General features: G+C 51.3%; 17 protein-coding genes. 13 read left to right on the forward strand and 4 right to left on the reverse strand.

Annotation, left to right across the window (positions count from 1 at the left end; all coding sequences use genetic code 11):
- Positions 1 to 258 precede the first annotated feature (258 nt).
- The 3 genes from MMW58_RS09705 to yegD all read right to left on the reverse strand — a co-directional run bounded on the left by MMW58_RS09705 (position 259) and on the right by yegD (position 4,700).
- On the reverse strand, positions 259 to 957 hold the full coding sequence (locus MMW58_RS09705) for a response regulator transcription factor (RefSeq protein WP_133598982.1): 699 nt from the start codon (positions 955 to 957) through the stop codon (positions 259 to 261).
- A complete protein-coding gene (locus tag MMW58_RS09710; RefSeq protein ID WP_241723709.1) occupies positions 954 to 2,849 on the reverse strand; it encodes a sensor histidine kinase in 1,896 nt (631 codons plus the stop codon). Before MMW58_RS09710 ends, MMW58_RS09705 begins: the two co-directional genes overlap by 4 nt.
- 498 nt (positions 2,850 to 3,347) lie before the next feature.
- On the reverse strand, positions 3,348 to 4,700 hold the full coding sequence (yegD, locus tag MMW58_RS09715) for a molecular chaperone (RefSeq protein WP_045855748.1): 1,353 nt from the start codon (positions 4,698 to 4,700) through the stop codon (positions 3,348 to 3,350).
- Between the two features lie 135 nt (positions 4,701 to 4,835).
- On the opposite strand from yegD, the gene alkA reads away from it, so the two are divergent.
- From alkA to asmA, 4 genes are all read left to right on the forward strand, one after another.
- Positions 4,836 to 5,684: a DNA-3-methyladenine glycosylase 2 gene (gene alkA / locus MMW58_RS09720; RefSeq protein ID WP_241723205.1), complete on the forward strand. Its 849-nt coding sequence runs from the start codon at positions 4,836 to 4,838 to the stop codon at positions 5,682 to 5,684.
- 238 nt (positions 5,685 to 5,922) lie between these two features.
- A complete protein-coding gene (gene udk / locus MMW58_RS09725) occupies positions 5,923 to 6,564 on the forward strand; it encodes a uridine kinase (RefSeq protein ID WP_041146397.1) in 642 nt (213 codons plus the stop codon).
- Positions 6,565 to 6,654: 90 nt separating this feature from the next.
- Positions 6,655 to 7,236 (forward strand): dCTP deaminase, encoded by a 582-nt coding sequence (dcd, locus tag MMW58_RS09730; protein ID WP_133598978.1) that lies wholly within the window; start codon positions 6,655 to 6,657, stop codon positions 7,234 to 7,236.
- A gap of 27 nt (positions 7,237 to 7,263) precedes the next feature.
- Positions 7,264 to 9,111 (forward strand): outer membrane assembly protein AsmA, encoded by a 1,848-nt coding sequence (gene asmA, locus MMW58_RS09735; RefSeq protein ID WP_241723206.1) that lies wholly within the window; start codon positions 7,264 to 7,266, stop codon positions 9,109 to 9,111.
- A 107-nt stretch (positions 9,112 to 9,218) separates the two neighbouring features.
- Here the strand turns inward: asmA and MMW58_RS09740 are convergent, their stop codons facing one another.
- Positions 9,219 to 10,805 (reverse strand): TerC family protein, encoded by a 1,587-nt coding sequence (locus MMW58_RS09740; protein ID WP_133599443.1) that lies wholly within the window; start codon positions 10,803 to 10,805, stop codon positions 9,219 to 9,221.
- A gap of 884 nt (positions 10,806 to 11,689) precedes the next feature.
- Here MMW58_RS09740 and galF point away from each other — a divergent pair.
- The 9 genes from galF (at position 11,690) to rffG (ending at position 23,634) form a co-directional block, all read left to right on the forward strand.
- Complete coding sequence (galF, locus tag MMW58_RS09745; RefSeq protein WP_118842237.1) at positions 11,690 to 12,580, forward strand: UTP--glucose-1-phosphate uridylyltransferase GalF; 891 nt, start codon at positions 11,690 to 11,692, stop codon at positions 12,578 to 12,580.
- A 462-nt stretch (positions 12,581 to 13,042) separates the two neighbouring features.
- A complete protein-coding gene (locus MMW58_RS09750; RefSeq protein ID WP_118842236.1) occupies positions 13,043 to 13,672 on the forward strand; it encodes a phosphatase PAP2 family protein in 630 nt (209 codons plus the stop codon).
- Positions 13,673 to 14,699: 1,027 nt separating this feature from the next.
- Positions 14,700 to 16,133: a capsule assembly Wzi family protein gene (locus tag MMW58_RS09755; protein ID WP_241723207.1), complete on the forward strand. Its 1,434-nt coding sequence runs from the start codon at positions 14,700 to 14,702 to the stop codon at positions 16,131 to 16,133.
- 123 nt (positions 16,134 to 16,256) lie between these two features.
- On the forward strand, positions 16,257 to 17,390 hold the full coding sequence (locus MMW58_RS09760; RefSeq protein WP_118842234.1) for a polysaccharide export protein: 1,134 nt from the start codon (positions 16,257 to 16,259) through the stop codon (positions 17,388 to 17,390).
- A gap of 5 nt (positions 17,391 to 17,395) precedes the next feature.
- Positions 17,396 to 17,830, forward strand: coding sequence for an arsenate reductase/protein-tyrosine-phosphatase family protein (locus MMW58_RS09765; RefSeq protein WP_118842233.1), 435 nt, complete (start codon positions 17,396 to 17,398; stop codon positions 17,828 to 17,830).
- Positions 17,831 to 17,847: 17 nt separating this feature from the next.
- Positions 17,848 to 20,010: a polysaccharide biosynthesis tyrosine autokinase gene (locus tag MMW58_RS09770; protein WP_241723208.1), complete on the forward strand. Its 2,163-nt coding sequence runs from the start codon at positions 17,848 to 17,850 to the stop codon at positions 20,008 to 20,010.
- Positions 20,011 to 20,125: 115 nt separating this feature from the next.
- Positions 20,126 to 21,553: an undecaprenyl-phosphate galactose phosphotransferase WbaP gene (gene wbaP / locus MMW58_RS09775; protein ID WP_241723209.1), complete on the forward strand. Its 1,428-nt coding sequence runs from the start codon at positions 20,126 to 20,128 to the stop codon at positions 21,551 to 21,553.
- 35 nt (positions 21,554 to 21,588) lie between these two features.
- Complete coding sequence (locus tag MMW58_RS09780) at positions 21,589 to 22,500, forward strand: glycosyltransferase family 2 protein (protein ID WP_118842246.1); 912 nt, start codon at positions 21,589 to 21,591, stop codon at positions 22,498 to 22,500.
- 69 nt (positions 22,501 to 22,569) lie between these two features.
- On the forward strand, positions 22,570 to 23,634 hold the full coding sequence (gene rffG, locus MMW58_RS09785; protein WP_118842230.1) for a dTDP-glucose 4,6-dehydratase: 1,065 nt from the start codon (positions 22,570 to 22,572) through the stop codon (positions 23,632 to 23,634).
- Positions 23,635 to 23,642: the final 8 nt, after the last annotated feature.

Below are 23,642 nucleotides of genomic sequence, written 5' to 3' on the forward strand. Positions count from 1 at the left end.
CAGGCAGGGCGGCGTTATCGTTATATTTACCCGGCGGTCGGTATCACGAACTGTGCCTGTCAGACCGTTCGCTAAAGAGGGGACACCGGCAGCCCGCGCTTGATGGCGCAAAATCAGTGTAAGAAAATTCCTAATCGGGGCGTCAGTCTCATTTCTCTCATTTCTCTCAAAAAGTGAGAAAAAATAACAACTACAGCAAAATGAATAACGTATCGGTAATGACGACGGCGCGGAAAGGGGGGGGCGGCCCACCGATCCTCAGGAAAGAAACGCCAGGCCTTTGCCGAAAATGGCGCGGATGGGCAGGCTGATACCGTGCAGGCGCGCCTTATGCCGCAGCCGGCTGATGACCACGTCGATGCGGTGCAGCTCGGGTTCGCCTTCGCCGGTAAAGAGCCAGGCGTGCAGATCGACCTTGCTGCACACTTCATTGCGGTTGCGCATCAGGATCTCCATCAGCCGGTACTCCTGCTGCGTCAGCGGAAGGATCAGCCCCGACGGCGCCACCAGCCGCTCGGCCTGCAGCGTCCACGGGGAGGAGACCGCCGGATCGGCGACTCGCGCCGGCGGCGCCGGCGTCACCGCCTGTTGCTCCTTCAGCCGCGCGCCCAGCGCATGGATGGTGGCCGCGAGGTCGGAAAAGTTAACCGGCTTAATCAGGTAGAAGTCCGCGCCGAGGCTTAACGCCTGCAGCTTGTCCTGCTGGTGGCCTCGGGCGGTAATGACGATCAGACCAAACTGGCCGATCTGATGCAGATACTCCAGCACGCTGAAGCCATCCTCGCCCGGTAGCCCGATATCGATTAGTACAATATCAACCGGATCGGCGTGCAGCTGTCGCCAGAACGCTTCGGCGCTGCGTACGCCCCAGGCCGCAAACCCGCGGTGGCGGAGAAAAGCCTGCAGTTCATCGAGTAAATCAGCGCTATCTTCAATGATAGCCACGCGTAATGTCATAACCTGGCCTTCTGCTGTTCTGTCAGGGGAAGCGTTAACGCAAATTCGCAGCCGGTCGGCGTGTTCGCCGCCAGCCATAAATCGCCGCCGTGGGCCTGGACAATTTGCCTGGCGACGTACAGCCCGAGGCCGGTACCGGCCGGAGACGCGCCGTGGGTTTCGCCGCGTCGGTAGCGCTCAAAAATCAGCTCGATCGCTTCGGCGGCTATGCCCGGGCCCATGTCGCGGATCCTTATCTCTATGTGCCGCTCTTTTTGCGCGATATCGATGCCGATTTCGCCGCAGGGCGCATACTTCACCGAATTGTCGAACAGGTTGGCCAGGGCAACGCACAGCAGCCCGCTATCGATAAACAGCGTCGGTGAGGGGGCGTCGGGCGCCACGAGATGGCCCTCGAGCCTGATCTTGAGGTTGTGCTTCAGCGAGAGGTCCACCACCGTCGCCGCCATCTGAATCACCGGCAGCAGCGCCGCGTCCCGTTTATCGACGGAAAACGCCTCGGAGGAGAGCCGGGCATCGGCCAGGCAGTTATCGGTGAGCTGAACGAGGCGGGTGGTTGCCCGCTGCATGCGATCCAGCCGGGGCCCCTGCTCCAGGGTTGCGGCGCACAGGCGCAGGTTTTCCAGCGCGGCCTGGATAATCGCCAGCGGCGTTCTGAACTCATGCGCCACCATCCCCATAAACTGGCGCTGGTTAAAGCTGGCCTCGCGCTCGATGCGCAGCTCCCGCGCCAGCTGCTGTTTCTGCAGCAGCCGGCGGTTTTCCGCGCGCACCCGCAGCACGGCGATGATCAGCACGGTGATGATATGGACGATCAGCGCGTACTGCCAGGCGGAGTAGATCGCTTGATGATAGGGAATGACGCCGTGTATCGAGAGCAATACCAGCGCCGCCGAGGCGACGTAGACCGGCGGCAGCAGGCCAAGGAGCAGCGTATTTAAGTCGATCGCTTTGCGCCGCCACAGCATCCAGGAGGTTGTCAGCAGCACCGGGGAGGCAATAAAGAATATCCCCGCCTCAATCTGCATCGCCAGGCCGTAAAAGCCCAGCGGAATGCTCAGCTGGAGTACGACGTTCAACCCCACCGCCAGCAGCAGCAGGCGATACAGCCTGGGCATATTCTTCTTCAGGTCGAACACTTCGGCGTGCAGCCACAGGGCGGTGGCGTAGCTGAGCAGCGACAGGCAGCTTATCATGTAGTCCTGAACGGGCAGCACCGCCTGGCCGAATAGCCACTCCGGGTAGCCGTGCAGCGCCGCAACCAGCGGGTAGTTGAGGGAGAAGAGGCAGATCCCCCACAGCAGGCGACGGCGCAGCGCGATGGCCAGCCACAGGGCAATGCCGCTGGCAATAATGGCGAGGCCGAAATAGAAGCTCCAGAAGGCGGTATCGATGGTGGCCGACTGGACAAACTCCTCGGGGGAGGAGAGGGTCGCCAGCAGGATCAGGGTGCTGCTGCTCTGGAGATGGAAAACCACCTCGTAGCCCGCAGGGCCCGGGGGCGGCGGAAAAATCAGTACGCTTTCGCGATAGTCGATATCGCTCTCCCTGGCCGGAGCATGGTCGCCGAAGGTCTTGCGGATCCAGGGCGCAGCGCTGCCGGCCGGACGATAGAATACCGTCAGGTTGTCGACAAAAGAGGGGCCAACCTGCAGCCAGCGCGGCTCGCCGGCGAAGTAAGAGGCCGGTAAGGTGGCCTTAAGCCACCAGGCCTTGCGCGAGTAGCCAAAGGAGGGGATTTTGTGCAGCGGCTGCAGATCGCTCTCCGGCAGCGAAGCGAAGGTATCCACCGTCATCCGGCCGTCGGCGTCGGCAAACCAGAAGACCGGAATATCAATTCCCAGCTGGCGGGACTCAGCATGGGCCGGCGCCAGGCTCTGGAAATAGCTCAATACGCCGCAGCAGACTAATAAAAGGCACCTGAACCAGGCTACCGGCTTAGCCGTAGCAAAAATAGCGCACACGCGATCCAATCACGCCCCCTTGCGGCATTATTAACGGTATTTTAAATAGCGCGACAGTGAATAACCGGCAGCGTAAATCCGCCGGTATCCCGGGGAAAAGTGCAGAGGTTCAGACGCGAAAGCATTTTGCTGACCTGACAGGGAATATTCCAGCTTTATTTCAGTTCGCCGTTTCTGTTGGTCATTACGGGCCAAAACCTTGCGACAGCGCCGCGGGCGGCCGGGATTGCGCCATAGGGTATATCACGAATGAAAGAGGATGGGAGAGAGCATTTTGTGATACCCGGCGCCCGGGCGGGCTGAGAATATCTTTTTATTTGCCGACGAGTTGGCGGATACGGGCGGCAGGAGAGCTTATCGCCTGATGGCAATCCGCAGCATTGACGGACAACGGGGCGGCCGAAAGTCCGGCCGCCCGCAGCGGAATTAGCTAAAGACCACCTGCGCCCAGCGGGCCAGACCGGCGGTGACCGAGCCAAAGTCATCGCCACCGGCAACGGGAATACCCGGCAGATGGGCCGCCAGCGCTTTCTTGATCAGCGGGGAGCGGGCGCTACCGCCGGTCAGATAGATGACGTCCGGCGTTTCGCTGCTGCTGTCCAGCGCGAGCTGAACCTGCTCCATGATCCGCGCCAGCGGCTGGTTCAGCGCGGCTTCCAGTCCCTGCTGGCTGATGGCCGTCGCCAGGTCGGCGCTGATAAACGGCAGTCCGGCGGTGACGCTATCCTGCGCGGAGAGGGCAATTTTGCTCTCCTCGGCACCGCGTACCAGGCGATAGCCGAGGCGCTGGCGCCACACCTTGGTCAGCAGCGCGACCTTCTCGCCGTCGCGGGCATCGCGGACTAAATCGTTGAGCAGCCTGCCGTTGGCGCTGCTGTAGAAATCCGTCTGCGCCGGGACGTCGTTAATCGCCACCGCGTTCCACCACGGCAGAACCGGCAGGGCAATCCCTTTTTCGGTTTCGCCGCCCATGCCGAGCAGCGGCATCAGGCATTTAAAGGCGAGGGCGATATCAAGATCGTTCCCGCCGACGCGACAGCCGCTGTGCCCCAGCAGGCTCTGCTGGCGATCGGCCTTTTGACGCCACTCCGGGCCCATCAGCAGCAGCGAACAGTCGGTGGTACCGCCGCCGATATCGACAACCAGCACGCGCTTTTCCGCGCCGAGCGTGGCTTCGAAATCCAGCCCCGCGGCAACCGGCTCAAACTGAAACACCACGTCGCGGAACCCGGCGCGCTGCGCCGCGCGTTCAAGGATCCCCTGCGCCTGGGCGTTAGCCTCATCGCCGCCGAGGCCCTGGAAGTTAATTGGCCGACCAATGACCGCCTGGTCGATGGTCTCCGAAAGCTGGGTTTGCGCCTGCTGCTTAATATGGACCATCATGGCGCAGACCAGATCTTCAAACAGCGCGACCTGCTGCGGCTTCAGGCCGCTGGCGCCGAGGAAGGATTTCGGCGATTTGACGAAGTACACTTCCTCCGGGTCATCGACGTACTGGTGCAGGGAGGCGAGGCCAAACTGCACGCTGCTATCGAGAACCTCGATATCTTCCTCGCGGTTAAAGTTCATCGCGCGGCGCAGCAGCGCCTGATTTTCATCACCGTTGGTCGGGACGCTATGATGCCGGTAGAGCCACTCGCTGACCGCTTCGCGGGTCGGCGCAGAGAGCATTGAAGGCAGCAGCTTGCTGCCGTTTTCCAGCGTTAACAGCTGCGGCGTATTGTCGCGCATTACGGCAACCGAACAGTTGGCGGTTCCGTAGTCAAAACCAATAAACATGACCTGAAAATCCCCATGCCTGTGAAGAAGGGGGGCGACTTTAGCGGATTGCCGCCACGGCGACAACTGGAATTTAAAAGCAAGGTGCGGCATCCGCACAGCGGCTATCATTGAGGCAATTCATCAGGAGAAACTATGACGCTATTACCCTGGCACCCGCCCTACGACGGGGAGTGGATACTCGGTTTTCTCGGCGCCCGCGCGGTTCAGGGAATCGAAACCTTTAGCGAAGGGCGCTACACCCGCAGCTTCTTCCTGGCGGGGCACGGCGGGCTGATAACGATCGCCCCGGACGATGCCGCGCAGGGGCTGCGGGTGACGCTCTCCGAGGGATTGCTGCCGGTCGCGGATGAGTGCCTGCGCCGCGTGGCGCGCATGTTTGACCTCGCCTGCGACCCGCAGGAGATTATGCTCGCGCTGGGCCCGCTGGCGCGGCCGCGGCCGGGACTGCGCCTGCCCGGCTGCCTCGACCCCTTCGAGCAGGCGGTGCGGGCGGTGCTGGGGCAGCTGGTTAGCGTAGCGATGGCGGCCAGGCTGACGGCGAAGGTGGTCGCCGCTTTCGGCGAGCCGCTGGCGCAGGCGCCGGGATACTTTCTTTTTCCGTCGCCGCAGAAACTGGCGCTGGCCGACCCGCTGGCGCTGAAGGCGCTGGGCATGCCGCTGCGGCGCGCCGAAGCGCTGGTTTATCTGGCGCAGGCGGCCATCAGCGGCGAGCTCCCGCTGACGGCGCCGAACGATATTGCGGCGGGAATGAAGCAGCTGCAAACCCTGCCGGGCATTGGCCGCTGGACCGCGAGCTATTTCGCCCTGCGCGGCTGGCAGGCGAAGGATATTTTCCTCGCCGATGATTATCTGATTAAGCAGCGCTTCCCCACCCTGACTCCGGCGCGTATTGCTCGCTATGCCAGCCGCTGGCAGCCGTGGCGATCCTATGCGCTGTTGCACATCTGGTACACCGAGGGGTGGAGCCCGGTCGCGGAATAGCCTAACGGGGCGCTTAGCGCTGGTATCGCCGCGCTGAAGCCCCTATAATTGCCGCGTTTGACGCTAAAACGTCACCCTTCCTGTACATAAAATCATTCGAGATGCGTCAAGGCGGTGGGGAAGTGAACCCCCGGAAGCGGGCTAAAGCCAGCGACCGAAGTGCACGACGCAGCTAACGCCGAGGCAGTTTGCAGGATGATGTGTATATATATCCAGGTTAATCAGGTCGCAAAAAGTTATGACTGATACGTCTCATCAGTGCGTCATTATAGGTATTGCCGGCGCATCGGCTTCGGGAAAAAGTCTTATTGCCAGCACGCTCTATCGCGAATTGCGCGAGCAGGTTGGCGACGAGCATATCGGCGTTATTCCGGAAGACAGCTACTACAAAGATCAAGGTCATTTGTCGATGGAAGAGCGGGTTAAAACCAACTATGACCATCCCAGCTCGATGGACCATAGCCTGCTGTTTCAGCACCTGCAGATGCTGAAAAGCGGCCAGCCGATTGAATTACCGGTTTACAGCTACGTTGAGCACACGCGGATGCCGGAAACTATCCATATTGAGCCGAAGAAAGTGATTATCCTTGAGGGGATATTACTCCTGACCGACGTGCGTTTACGCAATGAATTAAACTTTTCCATTTTCGTCGATACGCCGCTGGATATCTGCCTGATGCGCCGTATTAAGCGCGACGTTAACGAACGCGGGCGCTCGATGGATTCGGTGATGGCGCAGTATCAGAAAACCGTCCGTCCGATGTTCCTGCAGTTTATTGACCCTTCCAAGCAGTATGCCGACATCATCGTGCCTCGCGGCGGCAAGAACCGCATTGCGATTGATATTCTGAAGGCCAAGATCAGCCAGTTCTTTGAATAACACTAACGAATTGTGTAACGTGCAAAGAGAACCCATATTGCCCTTATCCCCGGAAGGTGTGAGGGCGCGATGCCTTAAAGGAGAAAGCTCATGCGTCTGTGCGACCGAGATATAGAAGCCTGGTTGGATGAGGGCCGGCTATCCATCAGCCCGCGTCCACCCGTTGAGCGCATTAATGGTGCGACCGTCGATGTCCGCCTGGGCAATAAGTTCCGCACCTTTCGCGGCCACACTGCGCCGTTTATCGACCTGAGCGGGCCGAAGGCGGAAGTGACCGCGGCGCTGGATCGCGTGATGAGCGAAGAGATCGTGCTGCCGGAAGGCGAAGCGTTCTATCTCCATCCTGGCGAGCTGGCGCTGGCGGTAACCTTTGAGTCGGTCACCCTGCCTGCGGATCTGGTGGGCTGGCTGGACGGCCGTTCGTCGCTGGCGCGTCTGGGGCTGATGGTTCACGTGACCGCCCACCGCATCGATCCGGGCTGGTCGGGCTGCATCGTGCTTGAGTTCTTTAACTCCGGCAAGCTGCCGCTGGCATTGCGTCCCGGGATGCCGATCGGCGCGCTGAGTTTTGAACCGCTGTCCGGCCCGGCGGCCCGTCCCTATAACCGCCGTGAAGACGCCAAATATCGCGACCAGCAGGGCGCGGTGGCGAGTCGAATCGACAAGGATTGATAACGTAAGCGGCTTGCTGAGGGTGCCATGAGACGAATTCTGACGACGCTGATGATCTTACTGGCGGTAGTTGTCGCCGGGCTTACCGCATTGGTATTGCTGGTCAATCCCAATGATTTTCGCGCCTATATGGTGCACAAGGTAGCGGAGCGTAGCGGTTATCAGCTCAAACTCGATGGCCCGCTGCGCTGGCACGTCTGGCCGCAGCTGAGCATATTGTCCGGGCGCATGACGCTAACGGCGCCCGGCGCGGCCGAACCGGTGGTTCGCGCCGACAATATGCGCCTCGACGTGGCGCTGCTGCCGCTGATTTCCCACCAGCTGCAGGTTAAGCAGGTGATGCTTAAAGGCGCGGTTATCCAGCTGACGCCAAAAACGGAAGCGGTGCGCGATCTGAATGCGCCGGTGGTTCCGCATGACAATACGCTGCCGCAGGTGTCGGAAGACAGCGGCTGGTCCTATGACGTGCGGCAGCTGAAGGTTGTCGATAGCGTGCTGTTCTTCCAGCACGAAAGCGGCGAGCAGGTGACGGTGCGTGATATTCGTCTGCAGATGGATCAGGATCAAAATCATCACGCGACGCTCGATTTCTCCGGGCGGGTCAATCGCGATCAGCGCGACCTGGCGCTCTCCTTCTCCGCCGAGGTGCAGGGCGGCGATTATCCGCACTCCCTGCAGGCCGAAATTTCCCAGCTTAACTGGCAGCTGCGCGGCGCCGAGCTGCCGGCTAACGGCATCAGTGGCCAGGGCAGCCTGCAGGCCAGCTGGCTTGAGGATCAGAAAAAGATCGGCTTTGATAAGCTGAATCTGACGGCTAACGGCAGCGCGATTTCCGGCAGTGCCAGCGTGGTTCTGGGCGAGCAGGCCGACTGGAAGCTTAATCTCCACGCCAGTACGCTGAACCTCGATAGCCTGCTGACGCACACCGAGGCCGCCGGCGATAGCGCGGCAAGCCAGCAGGGGCAAAGCCAGCCGCGTCAGATGCGTCCGGTGATTGCCGATAGCGACATTCAGCAGGATTACGATAGCCTGCGCGGCTTCAGCGCGCATATGGCGTTGACCGCCGATCGCCTGCAGTGGCGGGGAATGAACTTTACCCAGGTTAAGAGCGATATCACTAACCAGCAGGGGCTGCTGACGATTAATCAGCTGCAGGGCGAGCTCGACGGCGGGCTTATCTCTCTGCCCGGCACGCTGGATGCGCGCAAGGATACCGCTGAGGCTTCGTTCCAGCCAAAACTCGATAACGTCGAGATTGCCACCATCCTTAATGCCTTTAACTACTCGTTGAACCTCACCGGTAAGCTCTCGCTGGCCGGCGATTTTTCCGGCCAGCGTATTGATGCCGACGACTTCCGCCGCAGCTGGCAGGGGCAGGCGCATCTGCAAATGAGCGATACCCGCACCGAAGGGCTCAATTTCCAGCAGCTGGTGCAGCAGGCGGTTGCGCGCAGCACCAACGTGCAGACGCAGGAGAACTACGATAATGCCACCCGCCTCGATTCCATGAGCAGCGACCTGCTGCTGGATAGCGGCGAGGTGACGCTCAAGAGTATGCAGGGGCAGTCCGAGCTGATGGCGCTAACCGGGCAGGGGAGCCTGAACCTGCTAAAAGAAGATTGCGATATGCGCTTTAACGTCCGCGTGCTTGGCGGCTGGAAAGGCGAGGGCAAGCTGATCGAACGACTCAAGCAGACGGCGATTCCGCTGCGAATCTACGGCAAGTGGCAGTCGCTAAGCTACAGCCTGCAGGTTGACCAGATTCTGCGTAAGCAGCTGCAGGATGAGGCGAAGCAGCGCCTGAACGATTGGGTTGAACGCAATAAGAACAGCCAGGACGGCAAAGACGTGAAGAAGCTGCTCGATAAGCTTTGACCGCGGCAGGTCCCGTATCCCGGATAGCGCGATGCTTATCCGGGATACGGGCCCCGCGCTAACCCGAAGCCCCGGCGAGCGCTGCGCTACCGGGGAACGTCATCATCCTATACTTCGTAACTCAGCTCATCGTCCTGCGCCGGCGGTGGGATAATCTGCACCTTCTGCACCCGGTGGCTTTCAACCTGCAGGGTACGCAGAATGTAATCGCCAATCTTAACCTCTTCCCCGGCTTCAGGCACATGCTGCAGATACTCCATCAGCAGGCCGGCGATGGTGTGATACTCGCGCTTATCATCGAGCGGCAGGGGAACGTACTGGACTAAATCTTCGAGCGGCATATGGCCGTTGACCGTCCAGCTGCCGTCAGGGTCCCGGGTAATATCGTGGCGGGCGTCAATCTCTTCCGCCTCATTCGGCAGATTACCGGCAATCGTTTCCATCACGTCGCTGAGCGTCACCAGCCCTTCAACGGAGCCGAACTCATCGACCACGAAGGCAAAGTGGGTCCGGGCATGACGAAACTGCTCGAGGGCGGGAAGCAGCGGCAGCGTTTCGGGGAACACCAGCGGCTGGCGCAGCAGAACGCGCAGGTTGAGCGGCTCGTTGCGCAGCGACTGCTGCAGCAGGTCGATAACGTGCACCACGCCGAGCAGGTCTTCGTCATCTTCCCCGCCGGTGACCACCAGCCGGGTATGCTGATTTTTCTCCAGCAGCGCGCGGATCTCGGCTTCCGGTGCGCTCATATCGATATGCTCGATATCATGGCGTGAGGTCATAATACTGCTGACGGTGCGCTGGTTGAGGTTAAGCACCCGCTCAATCATCCGCCGCTCCTGGGGGTTGAACAGCGGGCCGTCCTGCTGATTGACAATGAGCGCCGCGCTATCCGTATTCAGCTCGGCGTTTTCCTTATGCCCGCTCAGCAGGCTCATCACCGCTTCCGTGGTGCGCTGGCGCAGCGTCAGATTGGCCGAGAGGAAACGACGGCGATTGAACAGCGCCAGCTGGTTGAGCGACTCAATGATCACCGAGAAGCCGATCGCCGCGTAGAGATAACCTTTCGGGATTGGGAAGCCAAACCCTTCGGCGATGAGGCTAAAGCCGATCATTAACAGGAAGCTGAGGCACAGGATAACGATAGTCGGGTGGCTGTTAACAAAGCGGGTTAACGCTTTACTGGCAAGCAGCATCAGGCTTATGGCGATAACCACCGCCGCCATCATCACCGCCAGATGGTCGACCATACCGACCGCGGTAATCACCGAGTCGAGCGAGAAGATGGCGTCCAGCACCACAATCTGCGTCACTACGCCCCAGAACCGTGCGCCTTTGCGTTGAACGGGATTATCGCTGTCCTTGCCTTCGAGGCGTTCGTTAAGCTCAACCGTGGCCTTAAACAGTAAAAATAGCCCGCCAAACAGCATGATCAGGTCGCGCGCGCTGAAGCTCAGGTCATGATAGGTCAGCAGCGGCTTCGTCAGGGTGACTAGCCAGGATATCGATGCCAGCAGCAGCAGGCGCATCAGCATGGCCAACAGCAGGCCAATGACGCGGGCGCGGTCGCGCTGAGCGGGAGGAAGCTTTTCGGCAAGAATCGCGATAAACACCAGGTTATCAATCCCGAGCACCAGTTCAATAACGACAAGCGTTACCAGACCGGCCCAGATTGAGGGGTCGGCAATCCATTCCATCATTCGTTAAAACCTTTACAACATAAGCGTGCCATACGTCGATCATGGATAAGCGACTGGTAAATTGCAACTCGAATTATGTCGTATACGCCCGCTCAGACCCCGCCTCCGCTGAGGTCGGAGACAAATAAAAGTAAACGTGATGAATATTCCAGCGGATAAAATATAAACGTTATGGCTTATATTTATGCGAATTAACCGACGTATAAGTGATTGAAATCAGGATTGCCGCCGGGAGGCGGCTTATTGTGATTCTGAGCGCCAGCGGCGTTATATCGCGGCTCACTGCCGGCTATCGTTACGCGATTACCGCTCACGCGGTACGATGAGCAGGCGGCTATTTGGCTGTATCATGGTGATGAATGGTTTTTCCTACTACCTGATTGCGTGGCTTGTGATATATCCGTTCATATATAAGTATATTTATAGATTTATATGGCAATGGCAGGCGTGTATCCCGGTCAGGTATAGGGCGAATATTTCAAAATATCTCACCTTAACGCTCATTTTAACGGAGCGCTAAGCGCTATTCAGTGGGCGGTTTTTGCGCTGTTGAATTGTAAAATATCAATATAAATCAAATTATTATGGTAATTTTGCGTTTGTTGACACATAGATTAATCTTATGGGTAGAGATGGAGGGATAAGTAGGGTCCGTCACGATGAGCGTGCCTTGCGATCCAACGAAATAAATGGCATAAGAATTTTCTTAAATCGGCCTGTCGGCCATCATACTTTAAGTGTATTCTCTGGTTAAACGCGTAAATTCAGAATTTGACGGGAAGTCGGGCCGGTCGCAAACCTGTATTATCAGCAATAAATGCCGTTGATACATGCGGTCTGACAGGCATAGAAAGATCTATAACTTACGGATGGATATGAGAATGGCGAGTTTGAAAGCGGTTATTCCGGTAGCAGGGTTAGGTATGCATATGTTACCGGCAACTAAGGCGATCCCCAAAGAGATGCTGCCGATCGTCGATAAACCTATGGTTCAGTACATCGTTGACGAAATTGTTGCCGCCGGCATCAAGGAAATTGTGCTGGTTACCCATTCATCCAAGAATGCAGTTGAAAACCATTTTGATACCTCCTACGAGCTGGAAGCGCTGCTTGAACAGCGCGTGAAGCGCCAGCTGCTGGCCGAAGTGCAGGCTATTTGTCCGCCGGGCGTCACCATTATGAACGTACGTCAGGGACAGCAGCTTGGTTTAGGCCACTCTATCCTTTGCGCCCGCCCGATTGTTGGCGATAACCCGTTTGTTGTCGTGCTGCCGGATATCGTATTAGACGATGCCAGCGCCGATCCGCTGCGCTACAACCTTGCGGCGATGGTGGCCCGCTTCAATGAAACGGGGCGCAGCCAGGTTCTGGCGAAGAGAATGCCCGGCGATCTGGCCGAGTATTCGGTTATTCAGACCCGTGAACCGCTGGAAACGGAAGGGCAGATTGGCCGCATCGTAGAGTTTATCGAGAAGCCGGATGAGCCGCAGACCCTCGACTCCGACCTGATGGCCGTAGGCCGTTACGTTCTCTCCGCCGACGTGTGGGGCGAGCTGGAGCGCGCTGCGCCGGGCGCATGGGGCCGTATTCAGTTAACGGATGCTATCGCAGAGCTGGCGAAAAAGCAGTCCGTCGACGCTATGCTGATGACCGGCGAGAGCTACGATTGCGGTAAGAAGATGGGCTATATGCAGGCATTCGTTAATTACGGACTGCGTAACCATAAAGAAGGCAACAAATTCCGCGAAAGCATTAAGAAGCTGCTTGCCTAACGACGTCACGGCGACGCAGAAAAAATAGCGGGCTACGGAAGCAAAATTAAGAAGGTAAATCCCTCGATGCTTCTGTAGCCGGTTAGATAGCCTTTAGCCTGAAAGAAATGTTTATCTAAAAAACATATATAATCAGAGTGTTAGCGGTTTTAGATAAGCATTTCAATGAATTTATCCGCAATACGTCGTGTGAATCAGGTTCTGCGCGGATAACGGCAAGATCGCGTAATGGTCAGACGAGCAGAATTTAATCTTAATGAAGAGTTACTTAGTGAGATTGTTCTTAAAACAAATGCGTAGTCCCGGCGAACATAAAAAAATAAAACTTGACTGAGATCATACTTACGCATTAAACAACGGTAATGCATGCATAAAAATGTGAAGTTTGTGGATATGCATGCCCACATAAACATCGTGGAAAAACGCTATGAACAGGAGATATCGTCAAAGGATGAAAAGTAAATGAGCTGGCAATTTGTCTCCTTTTTTGGCGATAGCACCGTGCTGCTACCTAGCGCGGCGGGACTGTTGATTGTGTTGTTCCTGCGGGCACCATCCCGGCAGGTGGCCTGCCACTGGGCACTCTTGTTCGGCATCACTGGCGCTATCGTTAGCGCATCTAAACTGGCCTTTATGGGCTGGGGCATCGGTATTCGTGAAATCGATTTCACCGGGTTTAGCGGGCATACCGCTCTGTCAGCCGCATTTTGGCCGATATTTTTATGGCTCCTTTTCTCTCGCGCTACGACAGGAGTGCGTCGCGCTGCCGTCGTTGTTGGCTATGCCATGGCGGCGCTGGTGGGTTACTCCAGATTAATGATTCACGCCCACTCCACCTCGGAAGTGGTCGCAGGCCTGCTGCTGGGCGCGAGCGGTAGCGCATTATTCCTCCTGCTGCAATCGCGGACATCGCGAGCGGGGAATGTACAGCTTTCGTGGAGCGGGGTGTTCAGCGTAATTATGATCCCCGTACTGCTGCTTAACACTGGCGTAAAGGCGCCAACCCAGTCCCTACTGGGTGAGATTGCGGTGAAAATTGGCCCGCTGGAAAAACCCTTTACCCGCGCGGATCTGCATAAGCACTTTTATTGATTGCGCCAAAGAGATGCGTTGAGCTTACGGGCATCGCTCAATATCACGGAGATAGCGCTAGCGTCATGATAGCTGCAGATTGAGTAAGTGGGCGGAGCAGATTCATATTCGTGAAATAAATAACTGCTACTACATCCTGTGCAATATCCATGATTTTTATAATGCTTGTGAGATGATTCCTAAATAGAGCGATAAGATTACCGTCTGATTTTAAATTAAGTTTGTCAAGTATAATAACCAAACTAAATCTATTAGATTTTGTAGTTGACTGGAGCACATAGGGAATGGATTTATTCGTTTCACTTTCTTTGGAAAGCTATAAAAAACAATGACTTTAGTGATTTTGCTTACAGCGATGAATGTTAAGTCTACAAATTTTACGGCGCAGCTTAATAAGCTTAATGCTAAGCGTGTGCATGGTTTTAGCGTCAAGGTAGATGGGTATTAATGAGTGAATAATTTTCATTTACTCTCCCATTTGACGGCAGAATCTCGTAAACTTAATGCCGCTAAAATTATAGTATGTGATTAATTATTCGACGGACATGAAGTCGGTCATTTGGCTTAAAAAAGGAAGTACAGTGCATTGGTAGCTGTTAAGCCAAGGGCGGTAGCGTTTCCGAAAGTGCTCGAATCCTTTCAGCAAAGCCTTCTTTAGACGTTCGAAAGTCCTAAAACCTGCCACGGCAGGTGAATATCCTGACGACCCGTATATACTGAGTTGCTTTCAGAGAATAGCCGGTGCGATCTGCAGCAACATGTCAGCCAAGGCTAAACACAGCAAAGAATAGTTCTTGATAACGCTACGCGCGTTTTTTGCTTGCATTATATGCGATATGAACGATTATCAACCGCTGAGGCGGCAACGTTTCACCGATGATTTACTCTATCGCTCCCCGGTGATCGTTGCTGCAGTATAGATGCGGCACAAACATACTGAAGGCTGGCGTCAGAGTACGCTCTCAATACCTACATTCCCCGCAACCGTGTCTGTTTGCTGGTGGGGCTAAAAAATGGATCTTGTATAATGATGAAGATTGCGCGTATCGCACTTGCTCTCGGGCTGCTTACCTCGGTGAGCTCGCCGGTTCTTGCCGCTGGTCTGGTCACGAATGATAACGAGCTGCGTAACGACCTGTCGTGGCTATCCGACCGGGGCGTTATCCAGCTTAGCCTTTCAACCTGGCCCCTGAGCCAGGAAGAGATTACCCGCGCATTGAAGAAGGCAAAGCCTTCCTATTCGTCAGAGCAGGTTGTCCTGGCACGCATTAACCAACGCCTCTCCTCCCTGAAAGCTGATTTTCGCGTCAGCGGCTATACCTCGACCGACCAGCCCGGAACGCCACAGGGCTTTGGCCAAAGCCAACCCGCGGATAACTCGCTCTCGCTGGCCTTCAATAATAGCGGCGAATGGTGGGATGTTCATCTCCAGGGAAATGTTGAAGGCGGAGAGCGTATCAGCAACGGCTCTCGCTTTAATGCGAATGGTGCCTATGGCGCCGTGAAGTTCTGGAACCAGTGGCTGTCATTTGGCCAGGTCCAGCAGTGGTGGGGTCCTGGCTATGAAGGCAGCCTGATCCGCGGCGACGCCGCAAGGCCGATGACTGGATTTTTAATGCAGCGTGCCGAGCAGGCCGCACCGGAAACCTGGTGGCTGCGCTGGATTGGCCCGTGGCAGTATCAGATCTCCGCCAGCCAGATGAATCAATATACCGCAGTGCCGCACACCAAGATTATCGGTGGCCGATTGACCTTCACGCCGTTCCAGTCTCTTGAACTGGGTGCGTCGCGCATTATGCAGTGGGGTGGGGAGGGGCGGCCACAGTCGTTTAGCAGCTTCTGGGATGGTTTCACCGGGCAGGACAATACTGGTACCGATAATGAACCGGGTAACCAGCTGGCTGGGTTTGATTTCAAATTTAAGCTTGAGCCTACCTTGGGCTGGCCGGTAAGTTTCTACGGACAGATGATTGGTGAAGATGAGTCCGGATATCTACCATCGGCAAATATGTTCCTTGGCGGTGTTGAAGGGCATCACGGTTGGGGTAAAGATGCGGTTAACTGGTATGTGGAAGCACACGATACCCGCAGCAATATGAGTCGAACGAACTATAGCTATAACCATCATATTTATAAAGATGGCTACTATCAGCAGGGCTATCCGCTGGGGGATGCAATGGGCGGAGATGGACAGCTGTTTGCCGGTAAAGTCGAACTTGTAACAGAAGACAACCAGCGCTGGAGTACACGCTTGGTCTATGCGAAAGTGAATCCTAAGGATCAATCAATTAATAAGGCATTTCCGAAATCCGACACGCTAAAAGGCGTGCAGTTAGGGTGGAGCGGAGACGTATACAAAACCGTACGACTGAATACCTCTCTCTGGTATACCGATGCTAATCATAGTGATAGCGATGATATCGGGGCAAGTGCAGGGATTGAAATACCGTTTAGTTTATAGGCTGAATGCTGCGGGTGATGAAGAGAATATGGTCTTCACTTTTTAGAGCCAGGTTGGAACCAACTGGTAACTGGACGGCAGCTCAGGGATTAGCAAATTTTGGTTTACTGATGATGTGACATTATGAAGAAAAAAATTGTTAGATTTTCGGCATTAGCGTTGGCAATAGGATTTTTAGCAGGCTGCACCATTATCCCTGGCCAGGGATTAAATAGCCTACGTAAGAATGTGGTTGAACTACCGGACAGTGATTACGATCTGGATAAATTGGTTAATGTCTATCCAATGACGCCAGGCCTGATCGATCAGTTGCGTCCGGAAGCGCTGACGGCACGACCTAACCCACAGTTGGATAACCTGCTTAAAAGCTACGAGTATAGAATTGGTGTGGGTGATGTACTCATGGTGACAGTGTGGGATCACCCTGAATTAACCACCCCTGCAGGCCAGTATCGTAGTGCAAGCGATACCGGCAACTGGGTGAATGCAGATGGTACGATCTTCTATCCTTATATTGGTAAAGTACAGGTTGCTGGAAAAACGCTAAGTCAGGTACGCCAAGATATTGCCAGTCGGTTAACTACTTATATTGAAAGTCCTCAGGTAGATATCAGCGTGGCAGCTTTCCGTTCGCAAAAGGCTTATGTTACAGGTGAAGTAGTTAAATCGGGACAGCAGCCAATTACCAATATTCCCTTGACCGTAATGGACGCAATTAATAATGCTGGTGGGCTTGCTCCGGATGCCGATTGGCGCAATGTTGTATTAACACATAATGGCAAAGACACCAAAGTTTCTCTATATGCATTAATGCAGAAGGGCGATTTGACTGAGAATCACTTACTCTACCCCGGCGATATTCTATTCATACCGCGTAACGACGATTTAAAAGTCTTTGTTATGGGAGAAGTTGGCAAGCAAAGTACGATGAAGATGGATCGCAGTGGTATGACTCTTGCAGAGGCATTGGGTAACGCTGAAGGTATATCCCAGGCAATGAGCGATGCGACAGGAGTATTTGTTGTGCGCCAGTTGAAAGGTGATAAACAAGGAAAAATTGCCAATATCTATCAACTGAATGCGCAAGATGCTTCAGCAATGGTACTTGGAACTGAATTTCAGTTGCTGCCATATGATATTGTCTACGTTACAACTGCTCCATTAGTACGATGGAACCGAGTGATATCTCAGCTTGTACCAACAATTACAGGTGTACACGATATGACTGAAACAGCTCGCTTTATCAGAACTTGGTAATCACTATGTTTGAATCAATTTTGGTTGTATGCACAGGTAATATCTGTCGCTCCCCTATAGGGGAACGCTTTTTACGACAAGCACTTCCGAATAAGAGAATCGACTCAGCGGGAACAGGTGCTCTTGTTGGCCATACTGCTGATAGCAGTGCGATTAAGATTGCCGCTCTAAATGACCTTTCCTTAGAGGGGCACCAAGGGCAACAATTTACTTCTGCGCTAGCGCGGCAATATGATTTGATCTTGGCGATGGAAAAATCTCATATCGAACAAATTGGCCGTATAGCTCCAGAAGCAAGAGGGAAAACAATGCTTTATGGGCATTGGTTAGGTCACAGAGAGATCCCCGATCCATACCGTAAAAGTGAAGAAGCATTCACTTCTGTATATCAATTAATAGAGCAAGCAGGTTTGCTCTGGGTTGAAAAATTAGACGTATAACTATCAGGGATTATTGCATGTCTCCAGTTACTAATAAATCTGTCGCGAAAGATGCAGATGATATAGATTTGGGTCGTTTAATCGGCGAACTAATTGATCATAGAAAACTAATTGTATCCGTTACTTCATTATTTACGTTAATTGCATTGATATATGCGTTGTTTGCGACGCCAATATATCAAGCGGATGCTCTGATCCAAGTTGAGCAAAAGCAAGGAAATGCTATTCTCAGTAATTTAAGTCAGATGCTACCAGATAGTCAGCCAAGCTCCGCACCAGAAATAACATTGTTGCAGTCTCGAATGATCTTAGGAAAGACAGTCAGTGATCTAAATCTGCAGGCTGTCGCAAGCCAGATCTATTTCCCTGTTTTTGGTAAAGGCTGGGCACGACTTATGGGTGAAAATCCAGGTCGAATTGCTATTTCTAGATTATATATACCAGACGATGGAAGTGACTCTCCTGAATTAGAGCTTGTTGTTAAGGACAAGTTTCACTATGTAATTAATTACAATGATAAACGACAAGAAGGAAAAGTAGGAGAACTACTAGATGGCAAAAATTTTTCACTGAAAATCGATGCTATCGATTCGGAACCAGGAGCAAGGTTTGCTATTTCTTATGTAAGTAAGCTAAAAACTATTACTGATTTACAAAATGTATTTTCAGTTGTGGATGAGGGTAAAGACACAGGGATGCTTACACTGTCACTAACAGGTGATGATTCAGAGTTGATTGTAAAAATTGTTGATAGCATCAGTAATAATTATTTGGCTCAGAATATCTCCCGTCAGGCAGCTCAAGATGCAAAAAGTTTGGATTTTCTAAACCTTCAGTTACCGAAAGTTAGAGCTGACCTCGATCTCGCGGAAGACAAGCTCAATCAGTATCGCCGTCAAAAAGATTCAGTCGATCTATCATTAGAAGCAAAGTCAGTGCTTGAACAGATTGTCAATGTTGATAATCAGTTGAATGAATTAACATTCCGAGAGTCTGAAATTTCTCAATTATATACAAAAGAGCATCCAACATATAAAGCTCTGATGGAAAAACGAAAAACTTTACAAGATGAAAAAGGAAAACTTAATCAGCGTGTATCAGCTATGCCCAAGACACAACAAGAGATTTTGCGTCTAAGCAGAGATGTTGACTCTGGACAAGCTGTATATATGCAGCTTTTAAACAGGCAGCAGGAATTAAGTATCGCAAAATCCAGTGCTATTGGTAACGTAAGAATAATTGATAATGCGGTGGCCCAACCTAAACCGGTAAAACCGAAAAAGGCACTTGTTCTGGTTGTTGGAGTAATATTTGGACTTATACTTTCAATAGGATTAGTCCTTCTTCGGGTATTTTTACGTCGAGGTATTGAAAGTCCTGAACAGCTTGAAGAACGAGGTATTAATGTTTATGCCAGTATTCCTGTATCAGAAGCATTTGCAAAGAAAATGGTCCAGGCACCTAGTTGGAGAAAAAAAGGGCATAGCGAATTTCAAGGATTCCTTGCTGTCGAAAATCCGGCTGATTTAGCGATCGAAGCGATTCGGGGATTACGTACTAGTTTGCATTTTGCGATGATGGAGGCCCGTAATAATGTATTAATGATTTCGGGGGCAAGTCCTAATGCCGGTAAGACCTTTGTCAGTACTAACTTGGCCGCTGTCATTGCACAAACAGGTAAAAAAGTTCTCCTCGTTGATACAGATATGAGGAAAGGTTATACCCATAAGTTATTTAGTGTATCAAATGACAATGGCCTTTCTGATTTCCTGTCGGGTAAAGCCGAGCTCTCTAAGACGGTTAAAAATGTCTCTCTTGTTGGATTTGATTTTATTTCACGGGGGATAGCACCACCTAATCCAGCTGAGCTACTCATGCATCGTAGGTTTGGTGAGCTAATAACATGGGCAAGTGAAAATTATGACATCGTTATACTTGATACTCCTCCAATTCTTGCAGTGACTGATGCCGCTATTATTGGCCATTATGCAGGTACAACGCTCCTGATTGCTCGTTTTGAGCAGAACACTGCGAAAGAGATTGAGGTTAGCTTCAAAAGATTTGAGCAGAGTGGTGTGGTAGTAAAAGGTTGCATCCTTAATGGTGTAGTGAAGAAGGCAAGTAGCTATTACGGCTATGGCTATAGCCACTATGGATATTCATATAAAGACGATAAATAGATCTATTAAATTAAGGCCGGACCATTACAGGTCCGGCTTACTTTACTTCTCTCTAAATCATTATTATTTAAATTAATATTTCCAAAATATGCGTTATAAACATTGAGAGGGAATCATGACGCTCCTCGGTAGAAATGTTTTAGTCAGCATGGCCTTGGCCTTGTCTGATTTTATTAGTTTTACAATATCTATATACTTGGCAATGGGATTACTCGCGCTTTCTCTAAGTGATTACAGTAAAGTAATTCCAGAAAGTCAAACGGATGGATGGGTAGCTCTACACTTATTATTGGCTTTTTGCAGTGTTGCATGGTATTCAATGCGCTTGCGTCATTATTTCTATCGCAAAACATTCTGGTTCGAATTAAAAGAAATATTAAGGACATTAGTTATTTTTGCCATTATTGAAATTGCAGTTATGGCATTTACAACTTGGTCTTTTTCGCGCTATTTATGGGTGCTGACTTGGGTGTTTGTACTATTCTTGGTTCCTGTATCTCGTATGATAACTAAACGTGTGCTGGATGCCTTCAATCTCTGGCGGCGCGATACCTGGATCGTTGGTAGCGGGATAAACGCACATGAAGCTTATAAGGCTATTAATAGTGAGAGGAACCTGGGATTAATCATTGTTGGGTTTATTCATAGCGATGGAGGAACTTCGGCTGGTGAGGAAATTGATGGGCTGCCTGTATTAGAAAATAATTTAAACTGGCTAACAACAAAAGACAAAAAAACACAGTTCATTGTTGCAGTCGAGTCTCACCAAAGTGAGATAAGGAATACATGGCTTAGAAATTTCATGATCAAAGGCTATCGCTATGTTTCTGTCATTCCAACATTACGCGGAATGCCACTTGATAGCACGGATATGTCATTTATATTCAGTCATGAAGTTATGATATTTCGTGTTCAGCAGAATCTTGCAAAATGGTCATCACGAGTTTTAAAACGGCTTTTTGATATTGTAGGTTCATTGGCCATCATTGCTGTGCTTTCGCCTGCATTAATTTATATCAGCCGTAAAGTAAAAAAGGATGGTGGTCCTGCTATCTATGGGCATGAACGTATTGGGAAAGACGGTCGCTCTTTTAAATGTCTAAAGTTTCGTTCTATGGTCATTAATTCAAAAGAGGTTCTGGCTGAGTTACTAGAAAAAGATCCCGCTGCGAAAGATGAGTGGGATGCAACATTTAAATTAAAAAATGATCCACGAATTACTAAGATCGGTAAATTCCTTCGGAGAACCAGTCTTGATGAATTACCTCAATTATTTAACGTGTTAAAGGGCGAAATGAGTCTTGTTGGACCTCGCCCAATTATTACTGCAGAACTAGAGCGATACAATGAAGAGGTTGACTACTATCTCCTGAGTAAACCTGGGATGACAGGCTTGTGGCAGGTCAGTGGACGCAGCGATGTTGATTATGAAACGAGAGTATACTTGGACGCATGGTATGTTAAAAATTGGTCCATGTGGAATGATATCGCTATTCTGTTTAAAACAATCGGTGTGGTATTGAAAAAGGATGGAGCATATTAAATATCTCCCAGTATTAGTAAATGACGAGTCATAATATGAAATACTATATTGCAATACCAACTTATAATGGTGGTGAAATCTGGAAATCAGCCGTGAACAATATAAAAAAATATGCACCCGCTGATTTGTTTGTCCATGTTATTGACTCCTCGAGCAAAGATGACACCGTTGCCGTCGCAGTAAAAGCTGGTTTTGATGTGTTGACCATCGCAGGTAGTGATTTTAATCACGGGGGTACCAGAAACCAAGCGGTCGAAAAGTACATCGCTGATTATGATGTAGTTATCTTCCTAACTCAGGATGCGATCCCGCAAGAAGATTTTGTCAAAGAGATAATGTCAATATTTTCTGATGATAGCATTGCATGTGCATATGGTCGGCAGTTACCTCATTTGGATGCTAATCCACTCGCAAAACATGCCAGAAGTTTTAGCTACCCAAGTAAAGGATATATCTGTGGGAAAGAAAATATACCTGAAATGGGGTTGAAAACCGTGTTCATGTCAAATTCTTTCTCAGCATATAGACTATCAATATTTAAAACGCTGGGCGGATTCCCATCAAATACTATTCTGTGCGAAGATATGTTTTTCACAGCAAAAGCTGTTTTAGCTGGTTATAAGGTAGCCTATGCTGCGAAAGCAGTAGTGCGCCATTCTCATAATTATACGCCATATGAAGAGTTCAGACGTTATTTCGATATCGGTGTTTTTCATAAAAATGAGCAATGGATTCGCCAAAGCATAGGAGGCGCCGGGGGGGAAGGGAAGAAGTTCATACTTTCTGAAGTTAGATTTTTACTAAAACATGCCCCTCACTGGATTCCTCTTGCGTGCATAAACAATTTCATGAAAATAATAGGTTATAAGTTAGGGCAACAATATGAAAAACTACCAAATAAAATGATTAAGCTATTTAGTATGCATAAGCGTTACTGGAGTTTTTGATCTGATAGTTAATTTACGAGTTTAATAACTAATGTTTCACATCGGACTATTTTGGTATAAGAGGACCGCATGAAAATAATTGTGACTGGTGGTGCTGGGTTTATTGGTTCGGCTGTAGTACGTCATATAATTAAAGATACTAAAGATGAGGTCGTAGTTGTTGATAGCCTAACCTATGCAGGTAATCTAGAGTCATTAAAGGAAGTTAATGGCAGCCCACGTTTCAAATTCGAAAAGGTGAATATCTGTGACAGGGCAGAACTTGACCGTGTTTTCAATGAACAACAGCCAGATGCTGTAATGCACCTGGCGGCAGAAAGTCATGTTGATCGCTCGATTGATGGCCCAGCTGAGTTTATTGAAACTAATATCATCGGTACCTATACGATGCTTGAGGCTGGTCGAACTTATTGGAATCAGTTAGATGAGGAAAAGAAACAAAACTTCCGTTTTCACCATATCTCGACTGATGAAGTTTATGGAGATCTTCACGGCACGGATGATCTATTCACTGAGACGACTCCTTATGCCCCTAGTAGTCCGTATTCTGCATCTAAGGCTTCTAGCGACCATTTAGTCCGAGCATGGTTGAGAACTTATGGATTTCCAACAATTGTAACAAACTGTTCGAACAACTACGGACCGTATCATTTCCCAGAAAAACTAATACCACTGATTATATTAAATGCATTAGATGGAAAAATGCTTCCAGTCTATGGCGATGGCGGGCAGGTTCGTGATTGGTTATATGTAGAAGACCATGCTCGTGCATTATATAAAGTTGTCACTGAAGGTGCGATAGGAGAAACATATAATATAGGCGGTCATAACGAACGTAAAAATATCGATGTTGTGAAAACTATATGCCAGCTCCTCGAAGAGCTCGTACCTGCTAAGCCTGCTGGTATTGGACTCTATACTGACCTTATTACTTATGTTAAAGATCGCCCCGGCCACGATATGCGCTATGCAATTGACGCAGGAAAAATATATAAAGAGTTGGGATGGAAACCACAAGAGACATTTGAAAGTGGGATTCGTAAAACTGTTGAATGGTATTTAGCTAATGAAGTATGGTGGAGTCGTGTAAAAGATGGCTCTTATGCGGGCGAACGTTTAGGTCTGTCTCATTAATTATTCCA

Origin of the sequence: Klebsiella sp. HC6 (assembly GCF_022605325.1) — a bacterium.
Taxonomy (GTDB): Bacteria; Pseudomonadota; Gammaproteobacteria; order Enterobacterales; family Enterobacteriaceae; genus Klebsiella; species Klebsiella terrigena.